This is a genomic window from Fictibacillus barbaricus (assembly GCF_031457135.1).
Taxonomy (GTDB): Bacteria; Bacillota; Bacilli; order Bacillales; family Fictibacillaceae; genus Fictibacillus; species Fictibacillus barbaricus_A.
The window spans coordinates 986938-1005508 of record NZ_JAVDWA010000001.1; the positions used below are offsets into that span (position 1 = coordinate 986938).

The 18571-nt window shown below is 38.2% G+C and carries 24 protein-coding genes; 19 read left to right on the plus strand and 5 right to left on the minus strand.

Annotated features, from left to right (window positions below):
• The first annotated feature begins 370 nt into the window (after window positions 1-370).
• The 7 genes from cyoE to J2X07_RS05330 all read left to right on the plus strand — a co-directional run bounded on the left by cyoE (window position 371) and on the right by J2X07_RS05330 (window position 7311).
• A complete protein-coding gene (gene cyoE, locus J2X07_RS05300; RefSeq protein ID WP_310257405.1) occupies window positions 371-1264 on the plus strand; it encodes a heme o synthase in 894 nt (297 codons plus the stop codon).
• 170 nt (window positions 1265-1434) lie between these two features.
• Window positions 1435-2454 carry a cytochrome c oxidase subunit II gene (gene coxB / locus J2X07_RS05305; RefSeq protein WP_310257295.1) on the plus strand — a complete coding sequence of 340 codons (1020 nt, stop codon included), beginning with the start codon at window positions 1435-1437 and terminating at the stop codon, window positions 2452-2454.
• Between the two features lie 31 nt (window positions 2455-2485).
• Window positions 2486-4330: a cytochrome c oxidase subunit I gene (gene ctaD, locus J2X07_RS05310; protein WP_396193568.1), complete on the plus strand. Its 1845-nt coding sequence runs from the start codon at window positions 2486-2488 to the stop codon at window positions 4328-4330.
• Window positions 4330-4950, plus strand: coding sequence for a cytochrome c oxidase subunit 3 (locus J2X07_RS05315; protein ID WP_310257297.1), 621 nt, complete (start codon window positions 4330-4332; stop codon window positions 4948-4950). The genes ctaD and J2X07_RS05315 overlap by 1 nt, the downstream gene beginning before the upstream one ends.
• Before the next feature lie 3 nt (window positions 4951-4953).
• On the plus strand, window positions 4954-5298 hold the full coding sequence (locus J2X07_RS05320; protein ID WP_310257299.1) for a cytochrome C oxidase subunit IV family protein: 345 nt from the start codon (window positions 4954-4956) through the stop codon (window positions 5296-5298).
• Window positions 5299-5456: 158 nt separating this feature from the next.
• Window positions 5457-6329 (plus strand): cytochrome c oxidase assembly protein, encoded by an 873-nt coding sequence (locus J2X07_RS05325; protein WP_310257301.1) that lies wholly within the window; start codon window positions 5457-5459, stop codon window positions 6327-6329.
• 259 nt (window positions 6330-6588) lie between these two features.
• Entirely contained in the window at window positions 6589-7311 is a 723-nt protein-coding gene (locus J2X07_RS05330; RefSeq protein ID WP_310257303.1) for a nucleotidyltransferase domain-containing protein, read from the plus strand.
• 31 nt (window positions 7312-7342) lie between these two features.
• Here J2X07_RS05330 and J2X07_RS05335 read toward each other — a convergent pair whose 3' ends face one another.
• Window positions 7343-7693, minus strand: coding sequence for a YugN family protein (locus J2X07_RS05335; protein WP_310257306.1), 351 nt, complete (start codon window positions 7691-7693; stop codon window positions 7343-7345).
• Between the two features lie 170 nt (window positions 7694-7863).
• Here J2X07_RS05335 and J2X07_RS05340 point away from each other — a divergent pair, with 170 nt between their 5' ends.
• Window positions 7864-8292, plus strand: a complete 429-nt coding sequence (locus J2X07_RS05340) for a CBS domain-containing protein (protein WP_310257308.1) — start codon at window positions 7864-7866, stop codon at window positions 8290-8292.
• A 474-nt stretch (window positions 8293-8766) separates the two neighbouring features.
• Entirely contained in the window at window positions 8767-9801 is a 1035-nt protein-coding gene (locus tag J2X07_RS05345; RefSeq protein WP_310257310.1) for a CAP domain-containing protein, read from the plus strand.
• 71 nt (window positions 9802-9872) lie between these two features.
• Here J2X07_RS05345 and J2X07_RS05350 read toward each other — a convergent pair whose 3' ends face one another.
• On the minus strand, window positions 9873-10346 hold the full coding sequence (locus J2X07_RS05350; RefSeq protein WP_310257312.1) for a PaaI family thioesterase: 474 nt from the start codon (window positions 10344-10346) through the stop codon (window positions 9873-9875).
• Window positions 10347-10516: 170 nt separating this feature from the next.
• Between J2X07_RS05350 and ylbD the strand changes: the two genes are divergently transcribed.
• From ylbD to J2X07_RS05370, 4 genes are all read left to right on the plus strand, one after another.
• A complete protein-coding gene (gene ylbD, locus J2X07_RS05355) occupies window positions 10517-10915 on the plus strand; it encodes a spore coat protein YlbD (RefSeq protein WP_310257315.1) in 399 nt (132 codons plus the stop codon).
• Between the two features lie 16 nt (window positions 10916-10931).
• Complete coding sequence (locus J2X07_RS05360; RefSeq protein ID WP_310257317.1) at window positions 10932-11240, plus strand: YlbE-like family protein; 309 nt, start codon at window positions 10932-10934, stop codon at window positions 11238-11240.
• Window positions 11241-11284: 44 nt separating this feature from the next.
• Window positions 11285-11722 (plus strand): hypothetical protein, encoded by a 438-nt coding sequence (locus tag J2X07_RS05365; RefSeq protein WP_310257319.1) that lies wholly within the window; start codon window positions 11285-11287, stop codon window positions 11720-11722.
• A 116-nt stretch (window positions 11723-11838) separates the two neighbouring features.
• Entirely contained in the window at window positions 11839-12273 is a 435-nt protein-coding gene (locus tag J2X07_RS05370; RefSeq protein WP_310257321.1) for a YlbF family regulator, read from the plus strand.
• A gap of 3 nt (window positions 12274-12276) precedes the next feature.
• Here the strand turns inward: J2X07_RS05370 and J2X07_RS05375 are convergent, their stop codons facing one another.
• The gene (locus J2X07_RS05375; RefSeq protein ID WP_310257323.1) at window positions 12277-12600 is read right to left on the minus strand and encodes a hypothetical protein; all 324 of its coding nucleotides are present in this window, start codon (window positions 12598-12600) and stop codon (window positions 12277-12279) included.
• Between the two features lie 92 nt (window positions 12601-12692).
• Between J2X07_RS05375 and J2X07_RS05380 the strand changes: the two genes are divergently transcribed.
• Window positions 12693-12968, plus strand: coding sequence for a YlbG family protein (locus tag J2X07_RS05380; RefSeq protein ID WP_310257325.1), 276 nt, complete (start codon window positions 12693-12695; stop codon window positions 12966-12968).
• Between the two features lie 404 nt (window positions 12969-13372).
• On the opposite strand, the gene J2X07_RS05385 is transcribed toward J2X07_RS05380, so the two are convergent.
• Entirely contained in the window at window positions 13373-13750 is a 378-nt protein-coding gene (locus tag J2X07_RS05385; protein ID WP_310257327.1) for a DUF7147 family protein, read from the minus strand.
• On the opposite strand from J2X07_RS05385, the gene J2X07_RS05390 reads away from it, so the two are divergent.
• Genes J2X07_RS05390 through coaD form a run of 3 tightly spaced genes read left to right on the plus strand, consistent with a single transcriptional unit; the run spans window position 13742 to window position 15194 of the window.
• Window positions 13742-14131 (plus strand): hypothetical protein, encoded by a 390-nt coding sequence (locus J2X07_RS05390; RefSeq protein ID WP_310257329.1) that lies wholly within the window; start codon window positions 13742-13744, stop codon window positions 14129-14131. The two genes, J2X07_RS05385 and J2X07_RS05390, sit on opposite strands and share 9 nt — an antisense overlap.
• On the plus strand, window positions 14131-14685 hold the full coding sequence (gene rsmD, locus J2X07_RS05395) for a 16S rRNA (guanine(966)-N(2))-methyltransferase RsmD (protein ID WP_310257331.1): 555 nt from the start codon (window positions 14131-14133) through the stop codon (window positions 14683-14685). The genes J2X07_RS05390 and rsmD overlap by 1 nt, the downstream gene beginning before the upstream one ends.
• A gap of 20 nt (window positions 14686-14705) precedes the next feature.
• Complete coding sequence (gene coaD, locus J2X07_RS05400) at window positions 14706-15194, plus strand: pantetheine-phosphate adenylyltransferase (protein WP_310257333.1); 489 nt, start codon at window positions 14706-14708, stop codon at window positions 15192-15194.
• Here the strand turns inward: coaD and ylbJ are convergent.
• On the minus strand, window positions 15191-16408 hold the full coding sequence (gene ylbJ / locus J2X07_RS05405; RefSeq protein ID WP_310257334.1) for a sporulation integral membrane protein YlbJ: 1218 nt from the start codon (window positions 16406-16408) through the stop codon (window positions 15191-15193). The two genes, coaD and ylbJ, sit on opposite strands and share 4 nt — an antisense overlap.
• Before the next feature lie 123 nt (window positions 16409-16531).
• Between ylbJ and J2X07_RS05410 the strand changes: the two genes are divergently transcribed.
• Together J2X07_RS05410 and J2X07_RS05415 are read left to right on the plus strand one after the other, a co-directional pair.
• The gene (locus J2X07_RS05410; RefSeq protein WP_310257336.1) at window positions 16532-17326 is read left to right on the plus strand and encodes a patatin-like phospholipase family protein; all 795 of its coding nucleotides are present in this window, start codon (window positions 16532-16534) and stop codon (window positions 17324-17326) included.
• A complete protein-coding gene (locus J2X07_RS05415) occupies window positions 17316-18359 on the plus strand; it encodes a SepM family pheromone-processing serine protease (RefSeq protein ID WP_310257338.1) in 1044 nt (347 codons plus the stop codon). The genes J2X07_RS05410 and J2X07_RS05415 overlap by 11 nt, the downstream gene beginning before the upstream one ends.
• Window positions 18360-18571: the final 212 nt, after the last annotated feature.

Here is an 18571-nt window from a genome sequence, read left to right on the forward strand (position 1 = left end):
CCACCTGCTTTAATATAAAATGAACACTTCACAAATTTGTAATAATTTAAACTGGTATTCTAACCTGCCTGATAGTACAAATAAATTAAGGAATTGTCAATATTTGTTGAAGTATACAAAGTACATGATTTGTTTTATAATGTTAAAGGACATTTTCTTTAATTATGTCTATCGTAACATACGGTTAAATAGAGTGTTTTCCTATATTGTGAACAGATAAGCACATTTTTTAACCATTGCTTTTACATACAAGCCCATATAGAATGAATGAGGGCTTACTTTGCACAAATTGTGAAATTGAACAGAAGTTTCCATTGAGAAGGGGGTGTATCTGTTGAGCAAAACTGCTTTTGAAGCAGCTAACAAAGTCATGGAACCCGGTCCTCTTTCTGAATCGAATCCTTCAGGAACATGGAAAGATTTTTTAACCATTGCAAAACTTGGCATTGTATTTAGTAATTTGATTACTACATTTGCTGGTTTTTTTCTGGCTATTAAATATAATGACGCCGTATTTTCTGATAACATTATGACGTTAATACTATGCATACTCGGTGCAGCATTAGTAATTGCGGGAGGCTGCTGCTTAAATAACTATATTGATAGGGATATCGATCAGCACATGGAGCGAACAATTAAAAGACCTACTGTAACAGGGAGAATTCCTGCCAGTCAAGTTTTATGGGTCGGAATAATTGTATCAGCCTTAGGTACGGTTTTATTAGCAATGACAACCCTTACAGCTGCTGTAATGGGTTTGATTGGACTTTTCGTCTACGTTGTCGTGTATACGATGTGGCTGAAACGTACTCACTCAATTAATACGGTTGTAGGCGGAATATCTGGTGCAGTGCCTCCGTTAATTGGCTGGGCATCTATTGATGCAAACCTTCATTGGGTAGCTTGGATTTTATTCCTGATCATGTTTTTATGGCAGCCGCCGCACTTTCTGGCACTTGCTATGAAAAGGTGTGAAGATTACCGAAATGCCGGTATACCGATGCTTCCTGTTGTATCAGGATTTGGAATCACGAAGCGACAGATGATTTGGTATGTTGCTGCATTAATTCCAGTTTCCCTTTATTTATTCGATTTTGGAAAGATTTATTTGATCCTCGCTTCCGTCTTAGGAATTGGCTGGCTCGTATTAGCCCTTTCCGGATTGAAAACGAAAGATGATATGAAATGGGCTCGCATGATGTTTATTTATTCATTAAACTATCTAACCATCATGTTTGTAGCTATGATTCTAGTTAACATATAGTAATTTGAACCGGAACAGTGCATATTTAGTGCTGTTCCTCTAATTGCCTTTACATAAAAGGGCTTACAAAAGCTATTAAGCTATTTCCATTCAAATAAAACTATTTGAATTGAATAGATAGACAATCCAGTCAAAACAGACTACAACGAGAAAGTGGGGTATATGTAGTGATGAGAAAATGGCTACACAAAGGACGATTTGTTTCCTTATTTGCCATGTTGGCTCTTCTTTTGATGGGGTGCGGAGATCCGACATTATCGACGTTAATTCCGCAAGGTGAAGTTGCTGACAAACAGTATCAGTTAATGTTAATTTCCATTAGCATTATGATTTTGGTACTTGTGGTAGTTTTTGTTCTTTATGCATTTGTACTACTGAAATTCAGAAAGAAAAAGGGCGACAATTCTACACCAAAGCAAGTGGAAGGAAATCACATGCTAGAACTGCTTTGGACAGTTATTCCAATTCTTCTTTTGATTATTTTAGCAGTGCCTACTGTAATGAGAACATTTGAATTCTCTGCAGATGCTAAGCCTAGTTCAAAAGGTGAATTAAGCCTAAAAGTTACAGGACACCAATATTGGTGGGAGTTTGAGTATCCGAAAGAAGAACTTATTACGTCACAAGAATTAGTATTGCCAGTTAATACGAAAGTACATGTTGAGTTATCCTCAGCTGACGTAATTCACTCGTTCTGGATTCCTTCACTTGCAGGAAAAACAGATACAAACCCTGGAGACAAGAGCAAAAACTATATGTGGTTTGATACTGGCAGCAAGACAGATGTTGTCTACAAAGGTAAATGTGCAGAGCTTTGTGGTGCATCGCATGCTCTAATGGATTTCAAAGTTAGAGTAGTTTCTAAAGAAGACTATAAAAACTGGGTTGCAAGCTTTAAAGCTGCAGACGGAAAATCTTCTGCGAATGCTAATGGACAACAAGTTTTTGAAAAGAACTGTTTATCTTGTCACGCAGTTGGACAAAACGGCGGAAACACAGGCCCAAGCTTAAATGGATTTGGGGATAAAGATCGTGTGGCCGGTATTTTAGCTCATAACAAAGGAAACGTGAAAAAATGGATTAAAAATCCTCAAGCCGTTAAGCCTGGCAATAACATGCCAAAACTTAACCTTTCAGATGAGGAAATTGATGCTGTAGCGGATTACTTGTTAGGTCTTAAACTTAAATAGTCTAAAGCATAGCGGAAAAGGAGGGTAAACCGTGGCAACTCATGAAAGTCACAAAAAGAGAAGTGGGCTAATGGATTGGCTCACAACCGTTGACCATAAGAAGATCGGTATTCTATATCTTCTGGCTGGTGGGTTCTTCTTTCTAATCGGAGGACTTGAAGCTATATTAATGCGTATTCAATTAATTAAACCTGAAAACGATTTGTTTACAGGTGAACTGTTTAACCAGTTGTTAACGATGCATGGAACAACCATGATTTTCTTGGCAGCGATGCCGATGATTTTTGCATATATGAACGCAGTTATTCCATTGCAGATCGGTGCGCGCGACGTTGCGTTCCCATATGTAAACGCTGTAGGTTTTTGGCTGTTTTTCTTCGGTGGAGTGCTTCTTAACCTAAGCTGGTTCTTAGGCGGAGCACCTGAAGCAGGGTGGACAGCATATGCACCATTATCAACCAGCGCACAAGATACAGGTGTAGATTTCTACGTGTTGGGTCTGCAGATCGCTGGTGCTGGTACATTAGCCGGTGGTATTAACTTCTTGGTTACTATCATCAACATGCGTGCACCTGGAATGACGTTTATGCGTATGCCGCTATTCACTTGGGCATCTTTTGTAACATCAGGACTTATTTTATTTGCTTTCCCTGCTCTTACAGTGGGTTTCTTTTTATTAATGTTTGAGCGAGTATTCGATGCCAACTTCTTTAATCCTGAAATGGGCGGTAACATTTTAATCTGGGAACACATTTTCTGGATTTTCGGACACCCGGAAGTTTATATCTTGATTCTTCCAGCATTCGGTATTATCTCTGAAGTTGTATCAACATTTTCTAATAAGCGCCTTTTTGGTTATAGTGCGATGGTATTCGCAACTGTATTAATCGGATTCCTAGGATTCATGGTTTGGGTCCATCACATGTTTACTGTTGGACTTGGTCCAGTTACTAACTCCATTTTTGCGGTAGCAACAATGGCTATTGCAATTCCTACAGGTGTAAAAATCTTTAACTGGATTTTCACTATGTGGGGCGGACAGATTCGTTTTACAACAGCTATGCTGTTTGCAGTTGGTTTTATCCCTACATTTGTAATGGGTGGGGTAACTGGTGTAATGCTAGCTGTTCCAGCAGCTGACTACCAATACCATGACAGTTACTTCGTAGTAGCTCACTTCCATTACGTAATTGTTGGTGGATTAATTTTAGGATTGTTTTCTGGGTTATACTATTGGTACCCAAGAATTTTTAACCGTGTATTGAATGAAACACTTGGTAAAATTAACTTCTGGTTATTCTTTATCGGTTTCCATTTAACGTTCTTCCCTCAGCACTGGTTAGGATTAATGGGAATGCCTAGACGTGTGTTTACATATATGTCTGGACAGCATCTAGATGAAGCAAACTTCGTAAGTACAATTGGAGCACTTTTCATGGGTGCCGGAACGATTGTTTTATTTATTAACATTATCGTTACAGCATCGTCTAAAAAAGTTGCAGATAAAGATCCATGGGATGGCCGTACGCTTGAATGGTCAATGCCAGTTCCAACGCCTGAATACAATTTTGCTCAAACTCCGCTAGTACGTGGACTTGATGCATTATTTGTTGAAAAAATGGCTGGCAACGGTAAGATGACACCTGCAGAACCTGTAGGAGAGATTCATATGCCGAATGGTTCAATTCTTCCATTTGTCTTATCATTAGGATTGTTTATTGCGGGATTTGCATTAATTTATGCAAATTGGATCATTGCGGGAGTCGGCTTAGGAATCGTGTTATTAACGATGTTCCTTCGTTCCATCCTTGATGATCACGGTTACCATATCCACAAAGAAGAAGTGGAAGCAGACATTAAAGGGGGTAGAGCTTAATGAATGCAGGTGAACGTTTAACTGATGCTAATTTTCCTGCTCACCCGGAAAAAGCGACCCTTGAAGGTAAAAATAAATTTTTAGGTTTCTGGCTTTTCCTAGGCGGAGAGACAGTTTTATTCGCAACATTATTTGGAACGTATTTAGGGCTCAGAAATATGCACTTGGATGGTCCTACAGGTGAAGAACTATTTAAATTACCCTTAGTTTTTCTAGCAACAATGCTGCTATTGACTAGTTCATTAACGAGTGTATATGCAGTTCTTTCTTTGAAACAAAACAAAGTTCGCTCATTGCAAGGCTGGTTTCTTGTAACGCTGCTTTTGGGTCTTGGTTTCCTTGGCTTAGAGATCTACGAGTTCAACCACTATGTACATGAAGGACATACGTTTACTAGCTCAGCATTTGGATCTGCATTCTATACACTCGTTGGTTTCCACGGAGCTCACGTAGCGTTTGGATGTTTATGGATTACTACGCTGATTTTCAGGAACTGGAACAGAGGCATCTCATTATATAATGCACCTAAGTATTATCTGTTTGCTCTTTATTGGCACTTTGTCGATGTAGTATGGGTATTCATTTTTACAGTTGTTTATCTAATGGGAAAGGTAGGTTAAACCATGGCTGATCAACATAAAACTCCTGAAACAAACGTACACCGTCATGAGGCGGTACAGCGCAAACTTGCCTTAAAAGAAGAAAGAAAACATCATAATGTATCTTTTATTATGATGATTCTTTTAACAATTGTTGCTTTCTATGCCATTTGGAGTGATAAAATCAGTGATTCATTCGCTGTCCTGTTTATCCTGACATTGGCAGTTGTTCAAGTATTTTTCCAGCTTTATGTATGGATGCACTTAAACCACAAAGGTCATGACTTCCCGATCTGGGGTATGGCTACAGGTATTTTAGTTGCAGCCGTTACTGTAGCTTCTTTAATGGGAATGATTTGGACTTCATAATAATAAAGGGCTGCTTATTAGCAGCCCTTTTTATTTGTTTATTACTGTCAGTATAGGAAATCTTATAAGATGAAGAATTGTCATAATATGACGATTACAAGATATTAAAAGACTGTTATAGTTAGTATGGGTACTATCTATAAAGGAGATGAATGCACATGCAACATGATCACCATCATATGCCTATGAGTTTAAGTGACTATAGCTGGTATGAATTATACCCACCTGCTGTTTACATATTTACTGTTATTTTAGCTGTACTCTATTACCAGTGGATTGCACGTGGAAAACAGAGAGAAATAATAGCTACACGCTGGCAGCAGACGTCTATGATAGGAGCACTTGTTTCACTGATTGTTATTAAAGGAACACCATTAGAGGTTCTTGGCCATCATTATCTTTTTAGCGTTCATATGGCACAAATGGCTGTTTTATACTTAATGATCGTACCTTGTATGATTTTAGCGATTCCTTCACAGCGCTGGGAAACGTGGTTAGGCAAAAAAAACTTGCTGACTAATGTATTTCATATACTGACGAAACCATTAATTGCACTGTTAGTTTTTAACACATTATTCTCGTTTTACCACATTCCTGCTGTATTCGATACAGTTGTACAGAATATGTTATTACACTATATTTATCATATCATTTTGCTCATTACTTCCATTACGATGTGGTGGCCGGTGCTATGTCCAGTTAAAGAGTTAGATTCTCTTTCCGATATTAAAAAAATTGGATATGTATTTGCGAACGGTGTTTTAATGACACCTGCCTGTGCATTGATCATGTTTTCAGACATGCCCTTATACGAGGCATATCGGAATGTTCCGCAGCTCTATACTGCAATGACACCTGCTGAAGACCAGCGTGTTGGCGGAGTAACAATGAAAATTTTCCAAGAAGTGATCTATGCTTTCGTACTTGCTTTGATTTTTGCACGCTGGGTAAAGAAAGAAAGAGCACAAGATAAAGCAGATTTAGAAATGATAAAAAATGAAAATAGACATCTTCATCCAGAATTAAAATAATCAGCCTGTAGAGCGCTGGTTATTTTTTTTATCCCTTTATAAATGGCTCTATTCTAAAAGATTGTTACTACAGAGATATTTATGAAAAGTTCTTCATTAAAGAGTTAATTGGCGCGGAAGGGATAGAGGCATGCAGAGGAAATTAACCACACTCGAGATTAACGATGTTTGCGAAAACAGCCTTAGATAAAAAAAGATTTAAAGAGGGGGATGTCGAATATAAAATATAAGCAAAAGATTTGTAAAGGAGAATAAACTCATGAAAACATCCGCCAGGGAAGCTGCAAAAAAATTTATCGAGATGCACTATCCTTCCTGTGAAGTCGCCTTTTTGGCCGGCAGCGTCGTAAGGGGAGAAGACACAGAGAACTCAGACTTAGACATCATTATTATTGACAGCAGTGTTAATGAATCCTATCGTCAATCATTAAATGAATTTGATTGGCCAATCGAAGTGTTTGTCTATAATATGTTTACATATAAGAATTATTTTAAAGAAAATATAGATCGTGCCAGACCATCTCTGCCTCAAATGTGTGCAGAAGGAATTATTTTACGTGATAATGGACAAGCTTCACGCATTAAAAATGAAGCTCTGCAATTACTAAAAGCAGGTCCGACACCTTGGAAAACGATAGAGATTGAAAAAGCAAGGTATCATCTTACTGACTTGTTAAATGATTTAGAAGGTTCGACAAACCCGTTAGAAGATTTATTCATTGTCACAAAACTTGCTGATCTTACACATGAGTTTGTTTTACGTGTAAATGGGCATTGGATCGGCGAAGGAAAATGGATGTTACGCGCATTAAAAGAATATAACGATTCTTTTGCTGAAAAATTCGCTAATGTTTTCGACCACTATTTTTCAACTCGTGAGAAAACATCAGTCATCCACTTCGTTGATGAAATCATCGCGCCTTACGGAGGCAGATTATTCGAAGGGTATGTATCCCAAACAAGAGAAAGTGCTGCAGAATAGTAAAAAACCCTCAAAATTGAGGGTTTTTCGTTTAAATATGCAGTTCATTATGTAAGGCTTCAATTAATTTGTTGCAGTGTGTCACGATGTTTTTTGGAAATTCTTCATCATATTCAACACCGTGCGGATAATAGTGTTTACCTAAATATGGTGTACCCAGTTCAACTTTAGCATGCGGTGTTTCAGTTTCAGCTTCAATTACGTGGCATGGGAAACGGAAATAATAGACATCACCATTTGTCATGTCTTCAAATTTATAATCGTATGTAATTCGTTCGTAATCCCATTGACCAGCACGAATAATTCCGTGTTTTTCCATCACATGTTCTAAAAGTGAGAATTCAAGAACCTTCCCGTTTAAGCCGCTTTCTTCAAATTTCATTATGAAACCTCCTAGGAATTCAATAAAAAATTACAATTACTTCTTAATGATATTATGAAAGCGCTAAAGATGCAATCCTTCTGAAAATGCTATGCATATTTACTTCACATCGGTTAAAGGATAATGAATGAACAAAATGACCAGAAATGGAAATAAAGGAGGAAGAGTTCATGAAACAAATTCGCGATGTCATGACACAAAAAGTTGATTTTGTTGCACCAGCAGATAATGTATATGAAGTAGCCGTCAAAATGAAAGATAATAATGTAGGGGTTATTCCTGTATGTGAGAATGATCAGTTACTTGGAGTTATAACAGACAGGGATATTGTAATAAGAGGAGTAGCGGAAAAGCGTCCTGGCTCAACAAATGTTTCTGATATTATGAGTTCTGAATTATATACAGGTACTCCCGAGATGAGTGTTGAAGAAGTTGCAAAACTGATGGCAGAAAAACAAATTAGGAGATTACCGATCGTTGAAAACAATAAAATGGTTGGGATTATATCTTTAGGAGATCTCTCATTAACAAAAGAAAGTAATTCAGCAGCTGGTCATGCATTATCAGAAGTGTCTGAGCACAATAACCAATTGCAATAATATAGAAGGTAAACAGTGTCATCATAGATGACGCTGTTTTTTAATGCTTTTTACTAAACGTTCTTCTCATATTCATCGTTGCTTTTGAAAGTAGTTGATTTCCTTTCCAGGTTGCTCGCTTTCCACTGGGCAGGCGTTGAAGTCATATTACAAAAACCCCCATAAGCACCAATCTTTTCGAAAAGAGCTTTTCTAAAGATAGTAGCTATCAAGAGATTTTAATCACGTACTTCGTTGAACAGTTAATTGGAGCGGAAAGACGAGACTCCTGCAGGATGAGTGGGACAGGTGAGACCAATCAAGGTCGCAAGGCGACGAATGAGCTCACCGCACACCGTGCGGAAAGCGAGTCCTGTAGCGGAAATTAACCCCATCCATGGACAACAAAGTTTGCGGAAACAGCCTTTTATTAAAGCCATTTAAGCCCCCATTATGCTACACTTATAGTAATAGACAGATACAGGGGGAACCTTAATGCGTGGACTGACGACATTTTTTCTATCCGTCTTTATTTTAATCGGGTTGTTTTTTCAGGATTTACTTCCCGATTTCAAGACTGAAAAAGAACCTAATAAAACGAAACTGGAATATGCAAATGAACAATCCGTTACGATTCCTGATGATGCGGTGTCTAATTGGATAGGAGGAGACATAGATTCCTTCAAAAAAAAATGGGGAGAACCTGAGAGAATCGATCCCTCTGCATATGGATATGAATGGTATATCTATGGAAGCAAAAGCACGAAAGGGTATTTGCAGGCAGGTGTTGAAAACGGCAAAATAGTAACTCTATATGTTATTGGTTCAGAAGTGAATACAGAGCCATTTAATATCGGAGCTTCTTCAAATGGCATTATTGAAAAATATCCAGTGGAAAGTGACATTACCATTCATAAAGGGAAAGATTTTTATAAATTTGAACTGTCAGAAGAAGAAGTGGTGGTCAGACCGCTCGTTGATATAGGAAATGATGTTTGGGTTCAGCTTTATTTTGATAAATTCACAAATAAATTGTCGAGTGTTAGATACATAACTGCAGATCTATTATTAAAGCAAAAACCATATTCCATTGTATATCGAGGTAATTTGCCGCCTCTGCCTGAACTATCAGAAGCTAAACAGAAAGAAATTGACGATTCCGAAGAGAAGGAAATCTATGAACTTTCAAATGTAATCCGTATGAGTTATGATTTAAACCCTGTTGAATGGGATGAGGCAACTTCTGAAGTAGCTTTTTTGCATTCGAAAGATATGGCTGACCAAAATTATTTTTCTCATAAAAGTAAAGATGGAAGAACCTTATCTGACCGTTTAGAGGAAGGGGATGTCTCCTTTTTGCAGGCGGGAGAAAATATTGCAGCTAATTACACGGATGGTATTGCAGCAGTTCATGGATGGATGAATAGTGAGGGTCACAGAAAGGCATTATTAAATAAAGAATATACACATCTAGGCGTAGGAGTTTATAAGAAATATTATACACAAAACTTTCTTGTACCTGCAGAATAATAAAGAACTGGCACTGAAGCTGTTTTTTTCAGAAGCCAGTTCTTTTGTGTTCCTGCATATGCATATAAAAATTATAGTTTGTAAAATGTCCCCGTTGCTGAAGCAATTAAATTTCCTAGTTCATTTCTAACTTTACCTTCCATTCGAACCAGCTGCCTTCCATTATGAACTACTTCAGCTCGGCAAGTAAATTTTTCGCCGATACCTGGAGTTAGAAAATCAACTTTTAATTCAACTGTAACGGCACCTTTTTTGTTTCCCGGAACACGGCTTGCCATTGTTCCCATAGCGGTATCCAGCAATGTTGCTGTGAGACCGCCGTGAACGATCCCGATTGAATTATCAAGGATCGGAGTGTTCGGCATAACCATTTCAAGTATCTTGTCATCGATATAAGTTGTCTCAAACTGTAATAACCCACCGATATGAGTTTTATTATGAAGATTGCGCTTTGCTTTTAAACTAGCTAGAACAATTTTTAATACATCCTGTTCTTCAGTGCTGCTTTCTTCAAAAAAGTCATTTAGTTCTTCTCTAATATCCACGATGATGTCCCTCAATCTTTTTCCTTTATTGTAACTCTTTATGTAAGGCTGAATAAAGTAAACAGGATTTGAAATAAAAAATTATTTAAAAATGGGCGCACCTTTTAATGGGCATTTATGTATCATGTAATAGATAATGAATCGTCAGTGGACGGCTGGGGGTGTATTCTGTGGTAAAGACTGATATTGAAAGTTTTAAGGAATTTGTACAAAAACATCCTGAATTAGTTAAAGAGGTAAAGAAAAATAACCGGCCTTGGAAAGAAATTTATCAAGACTGGATTATATTAGGCGAGGAACATGAAAGCTGGAATCAGTATGCAAAAGGAAAAAATAAGAAAAAAGAAAAAGCTTCTGAATCAGAACGAACAAAAGTAGAACTAACCGTAGGAGATATTGTCTCAGGGTTAAGTAAATTACAGATAACTGATGTTCAAAAGTATTTATCTCAATTTGGCAGTTTAATGGATGCTGTTCAAGAACTTCTGCAACAGTTTAACAATCAGTCTGACAGATCTACCCAGCTGCCGGAGAATAATATTCATGATTATCCTTCTTATAAAGATTAAAGGATGTGTATCTAGAGTGCGCAGAGAGATATTGGAATATTTAAATACTAGACCCGACCTTAAATATTTTATAAGAGAAAAACCGGAGTGGTATCGAAAGCTAAGCCGTAACCCCTTTACCGTTTCGGAGTTAGAGGAAAATGCAAAAGTGTTTTATGGGCGTACGTTCGGGCAGCGTGTTGACCGTTTCCATCAGCAAGTACAAAATTTCGGCCTGCTTATGGAGTTAATCAGTGTTATGGGAGAAGATAAATCAGGAAGTATGCCAGAACCGCCGCAAATGATGCCTGAAATGCCGCCAGACATGCCAATGATGGATAATTAAACAGCAAATGGAAAAAACTATCTCCAGAAGGAGTGGTTTTTTTCATGAAAAAAAATAAGAACAGAAGGTTACTAGTCATTTTTTTAAGTGCTGCTGTATGTGCCGTATTACTTATCAATAATTTTAATAATCATAACCTGTTACAAAAAGGTGGATTTGCTGAAAAACAAGAGTCAGTAGAGGCTTCCAGCTATCCGTTAACAGACCGTGACTGGTCTGTGAAATATCATGTGAAAAATAAAGGGATATATTTTGAAAATGTCATTACAAGGTTTTCTTTTCAAGGCAGTGATTCAAAACTTGCATCTAGGGATGGATTCATTGCGGTTTTCATAGACGGAAAATGGAAGATGAATGTACACCAGTCCATTTTTATCATCAAGCAAATGCCGCAAGGGAAACATGAAGTTTCACTAAGATTAAAGAAAAAAGACGGTACAGATTATGGATTAAAGAAAAACATATATGTTCATGTGCACTAACCCTTCTTATGGAGAGGGGTTTTATTTTTTGCCGGATTCGTACACCATGCTTTTATATAGTAAGGATATCCGCTATAATAAAATAGAAACCTCATACCTAAAGGGAGGTGTGAAGTATGAGTATAGATCAGACTGAATTGCTGGATGGTTCATTTGCATTGGCAGACATGGTATCCAATTCCAGCATTGCAGAAGACTATCGGTATATGAAACATATATTAGAACAAGATAAGCAAGCTCAGGAGATGATTGCTCGTTTTTCTGAGATGAAGGACAAGTACGAGGAAGTTCAGCGTTTTGGGAAATATCATCCGGATTTTCATACAGTTTCAAGTCAAATTCGAACGCTTAAACGGGAACTTGATTTTCATGAGAATATCGCAAATTTTAAAAAAGCTGAAAAAGAATTGGAAAGTCTTTTAATAGAATGCAGCAGAATATTGGCCTATAGTGTTTCAGAACAGATAAAGGTGCCGACCGGCAATCCATTTTTTGACGAAAGTTCGTGCAGCGGCGGCTGTGGATCTGGCGGTTCATGCGGTTGTGCATAAACATTAAAGTTCTCTTAACCTGATACAATCAAAGCATAGATTTCCGCAGCAGAACATCTTCTCTTGAGGAACGAGGAAACGCATCCGGAATACATGCAGGTTTTCTTCTGACCTGATAAAAGCGAGTTCGAGTGTAAGCCGTTTCCCTTTCATTGCTTTTACAGCATATTTCTTTAAAATGGCTAATGTCGCGTCTAAAGATGCGTCAGGACAAGTGCATACATAAACAAATGGAATGCCAGCCTTCATTTTTTTATCGATGGTTATGATGTGAGGATCTTTATTAATATGATCGAAGAATATACTCCAAATGTCATTTAAATCCATCGTGCATCACATCCTTATTTGCTGTTATTTTGAGTATCATACGCACTCACTTTTAGCACTCGTATTTAAGTATAATAAAAGGGGCTATTATTATGATAGGTAACCGCCGTGGACTTTCTGTCTATCTTCATTCATTAAAGTTTTCAAAGCAATTGCGGCGCTATGGCAATGTTCATTATGTTTCAAGAAGATTAAAATATGCCGTACTATATTGTGATGGAAATAAAATTGATGAAATAGCAGAGAAGCTTAAATCATTACATTTTGTTAAAGATGTAAAAAAATCTCACAAACCAGACATCAAAACTGAATATGAAAGCAAAATCGTAGATAAGGCAAAAGAATACGATTATAAAATGGGTATTTAAATACAGGCAAGCAATGCCAATGTGGCTGCTGCCTGTTTTTTATTTGGTCCTTTTCTAAAGGCTGTTTTCTAAAAAGATTGTTGCTTTTTAATCTTTTTATTGTCTTCCTTGACAGTTGAATGGAGTAGAAGGTGCGAGACTCCTGCGGGACAGGCGGGCAGTTCGAAAAGCGGAAGCGGTTTGGTCAGCCCCGACAAGCAAAAGGGAAATGGGCTAAGAAGGCGTTTTTTGCCTTCGGGACCATTGAACTTTTGACCTCGAGGGGCTAACCGCTGCAGCTAGACAGGTGAGACACTTATAAGTGAAACGTCCGAATGTGGCTCACCGCCTGCCCCGCGGAAAGCGAGCAACCTGGAACGGAATTCAACTACTTTCAAAAGCAACAATGATAGCGAAACAGCCATCTACAGTAACGGCGGTATTAAGTAGTTCAATCGTAATATGCCTGTTAAATAGTTAAAAAAGAGTTCTGTATCAGCAAAATCCGTTGAATGTTTGACATCAAATGTAATGATCTCTTTATTTACTTCTGCAGCTTTTGCTTTAAACAATTCATAGCGTTTAGAAGGCATCGGAATTCCTTCCCTGCAAATATAAAGCGGTTGAAACTTTCCTTCTGAGGCAGGGTCAAGCACCGCGATAAAAGAAGCATATTCTTTGCTGTCCTTCTTAACCCTCAAGCATAAAAGCTGTGATAATCGGTGCTGGTTGGTCTCTATGATCTCAAAGAGTTCATAAAGATCAGAATACCCTTCACCGAGTTCGATGAATCGTTGAATCATATTGTGTTGCTCCTTTCTTCTCCTAAAAATGTAGCACAAAGGCCAGAGAGGATAAAGAGCTTTTATACGATAGGATTGATGATGGATAATCTTTACGTTATCCAAACAAAAAAACCTGCAGCTAATAACTGCAGGTTGCCTTCAAAACAAAATCACTTCTGTTCAAAGGCGATGGGAGAGGAGAAACCGGATGAAGAACTTATGGGGAGTAAGTCTTCTCCGCGGTTGGCAACAACATCGTTCACTGATGTTGTTAATTGTAGTATGACCTCATTTATTTTGCCTTATACTTATATGAATAAGATTTCATTATTTGATTACATGAATACTTATGATAGGATAGGTAATGGAAAAAAGGATAAAGAATCAGGTGAGAAATAGTGAGAGTTATAGCAGGCGATTGCAAAGGCAGACCGCTTAAGGCGGTACCAGGAATGGGGACTAGACCGACTACCGATAAAATAAAAGAATCTATTTTTAATATGATCGGTCCCTTTTTTGATGGTGGTCAAGGGCTTGATCTTTATGGCGGAAGCGGCGGATTAGGCATTGAGGCACTTAGCCGCGGCATGGACCATTTTATTTTTATTGATAAAGATCAGAAAGCTTTACAAACGATCAAAGAGAATTTAAAACAATGCAAGTATGAAGAAAAAGCTGAGATTTTCCGGAATGATGCAAAACGCGCATTGAAAGCGCTTCACAAAAGAGAGCTGCAGTTTGATATGATATTCTTAGATCCTCCATATGCTAAGCAAATGCTACTGAAGGATATAGAAGAAATCGGAAAGCTGAATCTTTTAGCGGACAGCGGAAGTATAGTAGCAGAGCATGGCTCAGAAGTAACGCTTCCTGAAAAAATAGGTGATTTTGAATTAATAAGACAGGAGACGTACGGCAAAACAACAACAATCTCGATTTATAAACGCAATTAAGATGATATGAGGTGACTTTTATGCCAACGACAGCTGTATGTCCAGGAAGCTTTGATCCTGTAACTCGCGGACATTTAGACATTATTAAACGCGGTGCTGATGTTTTTGATGAAGTAATTGTTGTGGTAGCGAATAATCAAAGTAAAGATCCGTTATTTACGGTAGAAGAAAGAATTACGCTTTTAAAAGCAGTTACGGAAAAATTTCCGAATGTAAAAGTAGATTCCTTTAACGGTCTTCTGATCGATTATGTAAAAAGTATAGGAGCAAATGTAATTTTAAGAGGGCTTCGTGCCGTTTCTGACTTTGAATATGAGATGAAAATCGCATCGATCAATAAAAAGCTTGATGATGGAGTCGAGACATTTTTTATGATGACGAACAACCAGTACTCATTCTTAAGTTCTAGCATCGTAAAAGAAGCGGCAAAATATCATGCTAATGTTTCTGACCTCGTTCCTGAAATCGTAGAAAAAGCGTTAAAAGAAAAATATAACAGCCCCCGTTAATAGCGGAGGCTGTTTTTTTTCATCATATTCCTGCTCCATAGACCAATAGAAAGCAGCAGAAAGACAAGTGTTACATAGTGACTGTGAGCGATGGCAGTCATTCCCCATTCCCCAATACTTTCACTTTTTTCTCTTATATAATGAAATGCGGGTGCGGCATTGCTTTTAGTGTTGTACAAATAAGGGAATACTAACATACAGATTCCAGCGGACAAAAACCCGTGCATGATTCTGGCGATAAAGAAGGGTCTGAATTTTATATCTGTTTCTGCGAGAATGCTTGCTACCTGCGCTTGTACAGAAAGACCGCTGAAAGCAAGTATAAAACTTGTTATCGCAGCCTGCTGCAAAACTGACGATTGTGCCACACTTGTTAAACTGCTGCCCAAGGTAATCTCAAAAATTCCTTTCATGAGGGGCAGACTTAACGTTTCTGAAAAAGAGAATAGAAGAAATACAGGGCTGATTAGTTTTGAAAGCATCTCAGTGACATGAAGCAGATCCATCATACGGCTTAGCACCGAGAAAAGAATGATAAAACCGCCGATCATAAGCAAAGTTTTAGTGGATTGTTGTACCGCATCACCAAGCAGCTGTCCTATTGGACGGTTATCAGAAAGGCGTGCGTTATGCATTTGAGTGAGAGCGTTCTTCATTCCTCCGCCTCTTGAAGTATCTTTTGAATAAGCAGAATCTTTTTTCCAGCCATGGAATCGCATGATTAATCCAACAAAAATATTTCCGGCATAATGGCTGACCGCAAGAACGATGCCAAGGGCGGCATTATGAAAAAAACCGACAGCTACTGCACTGAACATAAATAGCGGGTTAGAACAATTTGTGAATGAGACGAGCCTTTCAGCTTCAAGGGTAGTAATTTGTTTTTGATGCCATAGTCTAGCTGTTAGTTTGGCTCCAGCTGGGAATCCTGAAGAAATCCCCATAGCCCATACAAAGCCTCCGCTTCCAGGTACTCTAAATAAAGGGCGCATCAGCGGTTCAAACATGACACCAATTAAATGAACGACACCAAAGCCCATCAATACTTCTGATAATATAAAAAAAGGCATAAGAGAAGGGAAGACAACGTCCCACCACATTTTAAGCCCATTAACAGAAGCTAAATACGTATCTTTCGGGTATATAATAATAGATAAGGCAACAATAATGGCCGAAGCTGCCAGCACGACAGACTTGAAAAATGCTTTGTTCATAAAGGGACTCCTCTCACTAAATAATACAAGTCTTACCTTGTCCTCATCCTTATTTATACGTATAGCCATACTCTTTAGACCATATGTTAAAAAAAGATGATGCTTCTAAAGGAGGAGCAAAGGATGAATCAGCCGAAAATCGGACTTGCTCTTGGTTCAGGTGGAGCTAGAGGATTTGCTCATGTTGGAGTAATAAAAGCGTTGAGAGAAGCAGATATTCCTATTGATATGATTGCTGGCAGCAGCATGGGTGCTTTGGTTGGAGCAATGGTTTGCATCGGACAAAGTGATGAAAATATGTATAGAATGGCAACCTTATTTAAAAGGAAATACTATATGGATTATACGGTGCCGAAAATGGGCTTTATTTCTGGAAAAAAAATAAAGGAACTGATGAAGCTTTTAACGAAACAAAAAAATATTGAAGAAGCGGAGATTCCTTTAGCAATTGTAGCTACAGATCTTATCCATGGAGAAAAAGTTGTATTTAGAAAAGGGCCGATTGCAGATGCAGTAAGAGCAAGTATATCTATTCCTGGAATACTTGTACCGGAAAAAATAGATGGCAAGCTGTTAGTGGATGGAGGAGTAATTGACAGAGTTCCTGTTTCGGTCGTTAGAGAAATGGGAGCAGATTTAGTAATAGCCGTTGATATTTCCCATTTTAAAGCTGAGCAGCAAGTATCCTCAATTTTTGATGTAATCTTTCAGAGTATTGATATTATGCAGCGGGAAATGGTGAGATGGCATGAAGTCTCTTCCGATATTATGATTCGTCCTATGGTTGAACAATTTAGTTCAACTGCATTTAAAGATGTTAATGATATAATTGCTATTGGGGAAGAAGCAGGGAAAAAACACATACCAAAAATTCTAGAAAAGATCAGCGAGTGGAGGGAATCAACAAATGTCCAATAACACAGATGAGAAAAAGAAGAGCTTTTTCTCAAAGAACAAGGGAATTCTTTTAACCATTTTGATTTTTGCGGTTTTAGTCTTCTATCCGCTTCCTTATTATATTACTTCTCCAGGTGACGCCATGGTACTCGACCCCATCATTAAAGTCGAGGGAGGAGACAAAGACAAAGGGGAATTCATGCTGCTGACGGTGGCAGTAGGAAAAGCGAATATTCCTCAATACATATGGGCAAAATTCAGTGATTATAAAGAAGTCATTCCCGCCAATCAAATTCGCAGTGATGAAGAAACAGACGAAGAATATAACCAGCGTCAGCTGCAGATGATGGAAGATTCACAGCATGCAGCAACGGTTGTTGCGTATCAATCGGCTGGGAAAAAAGTAGATATTAAATATCACGGTGTATACGTGACAGGGATTATGGAAGGTATGCCAGCAGAAGGCAAGCTGAAAGTAGCAGATAAAATAGTAGCAGTTGACCATAACCCGGTTATGACAACAAAAGAACTTTTAGATGTACTTGGTCCTAAAAAAGCAGGGGACAAAGTGGATCTCACTGTCCTTCGCGGAGAGAAGAAAATGAATGTCAATCTTGATGTTAAACAGTTTCCTAAGAAATACATCCAAAATGAAGGGCCAAAAGCAGGGCTGGGGATTACCTCTCCGGTAACTGACGTTTCAATTGCAACTGATCCTTCTATTAAGATTAATACATCTCAAATTGGAGGACCTTCAGCGGGCTTAATGTTTACATTGGAAATTATGGACCAGCTTCTCGACAAAGATATGACACACGGTAAAAAAATTGCAGGTACCGGAACGATGGACCTTGAAAAGAATGTTGGTCCGATTGGAGGAATCCAGCAAAAAGTGGTCGCAGCAAATGATGCAGGGGCGGAAATCTTTTTTGCTCCAGTAGCCGGCAATAACTACAAAGATGCGCTCAAGGCTCAAAAAGATATCGGTTCAAAAATGAAGATCGTTCCTGTTAAAACATTGGATGATGCACTGAATTATTTAAACAAGCTATAAAAAAAGAAGGCTGCGTGCGGTTTATTGACAACCGCACGCATTTTATTATTTTTATTGCATAAATAAAGCTCGATCAGCGGGTTATTTACCCGCTGATCGAGCGCTATCCGAGAAATACGAGCGCTATCCGAGAAATACGAGCGCTATCCGAGAAATACGAGCGCTATCCGAGAAATACGAGCGCTATCCGAGAAATACGAGCGCTATCCGAG

Excerpts from the sequence above, each read along its gene's own strand:
- J2X07_RS05320 (WP_310257299.1), top strand. The coding sequence starts at position 4,954 with ATGGCTGATCAACATAAAACTCCTGAAACAAACGTACACCGTCATGAG.
- coxB (WP_310257295.1), top strand. The coding sequence starts at position 1,435 with ATGAGAAAATGGCTACACAAAGGACGATTTGTTTCCTTATTTGCCATG.
- cyoE (WP_310257405.1), top strand. The coding sequence starts at position 371 with ATGGAACCCGGTCCTCTTTCTGAATCGAATCCTTCAGGAACATGGAAA.
- J2X07_RS05345 (WP_310257310.1), top strand. The coding sequence starts at position 8,767 with ATGCGTGGACTGACGACATTTTTTCTATCCGTCTTTATTTTAATCGGG.
- J2X07_RS05330 (WP_310257303.1), top strand. The coding sequence starts at position 6,589 with ATGAAAACATCCGCCAGGGAAGCTGCAAAAAAATTTATCGAGATGCAC.
- J2X07_RS05375 (WP_310257323.1), bottom strand. The coding sequence starts at position 12,600 with ATGGATTTAAATGACATTTGGAGTATATTCTTCGATCATATTAATAAA.
- J2X07_RS05385 (WP_310257327.1), bottom strand. The coding sequence starts at position 13,750 with ATGATTCAACGATTCATCGAACTCGGTGAAGGGTATTCTGATCTTTAT.
- J2X07_RS05340 (WP_310257308.1), top strand. The coding sequence starts at position 7,864 with ATGAAACAAATTCGCGATGTCATGACACAAAAAGTTGATTTTGTTGCA.
- J2X07_RS05415 (WP_310257338.1), top strand. The coding sequence starts at position 17,316 with ATGTCCAATAACACAGATGAGAAAAAGAAGAGCTTTTTCTCAAAGAAC.
- J2X07_RS05365 (WP_310257319.1), top strand. The coding sequence starts at position 11,285 with ATGAAAAAAAATAAGAACAGAAGGTTACTAGTCATTTTTTTAAGTGCT.
- J2X07_RS05410 (WP_310257336.1), top strand. The coding sequence starts at position 16,532 with ATGAATCAGCCGAAAATCGGACTTGCTCTTGGTTCAGGTGGAGCTAGA.
- J2X07_RS05370 (WP_310257321.1), top strand. The coding sequence starts at position 11,839 with ATGAGTATAGATCAGACTGAATTGCTGGATGGTTCATTTGCATTGGCA.
- ylbJ (WP_310257334.1), bottom strand. The coding sequence starts at position 16,408 with ATGAACAAAGCATTTTTCAAGTCTGTCGTGCTGGCAGCTTCGGCCATT.
- J2X07_RS05325 (WP_310257301.1), top strand. The coding sequence starts at position 5,457 with ATGCAACATGATCACCATCATATGCCTATGAGTTTAAGTGACTATAGC.
- J2X07_RS05380 (WP_310257325.1), top strand. The coding sequence starts at position 12,693 with ATGATAGGTAACCGCCGTGGACTTTCTGTCTATCTTCATTCATTAAAG.
- J2X07_RS05315 (WP_310257297.1), top strand. The coding sequence starts at position 4,330 with ATGAATGCAGGTGAACGTTTAACTGATGCTAATTTTCCTGCTCACCCG.
- coaD (WP_310257333.1), top strand. The coding sequence starts at position 14,706 with ATGCCAACGACAGCTGTATGTCCAGGAAGCTTTGATCCTGTAACTCGC.
- J2X07_RS05335 (WP_310257306.1), bottom strand. The coding sequence starts at position 7,693 with ATGAAATTTGAAGAAAGCGGCTTAAACGGGAAGGTTCTTGAATTCTCA.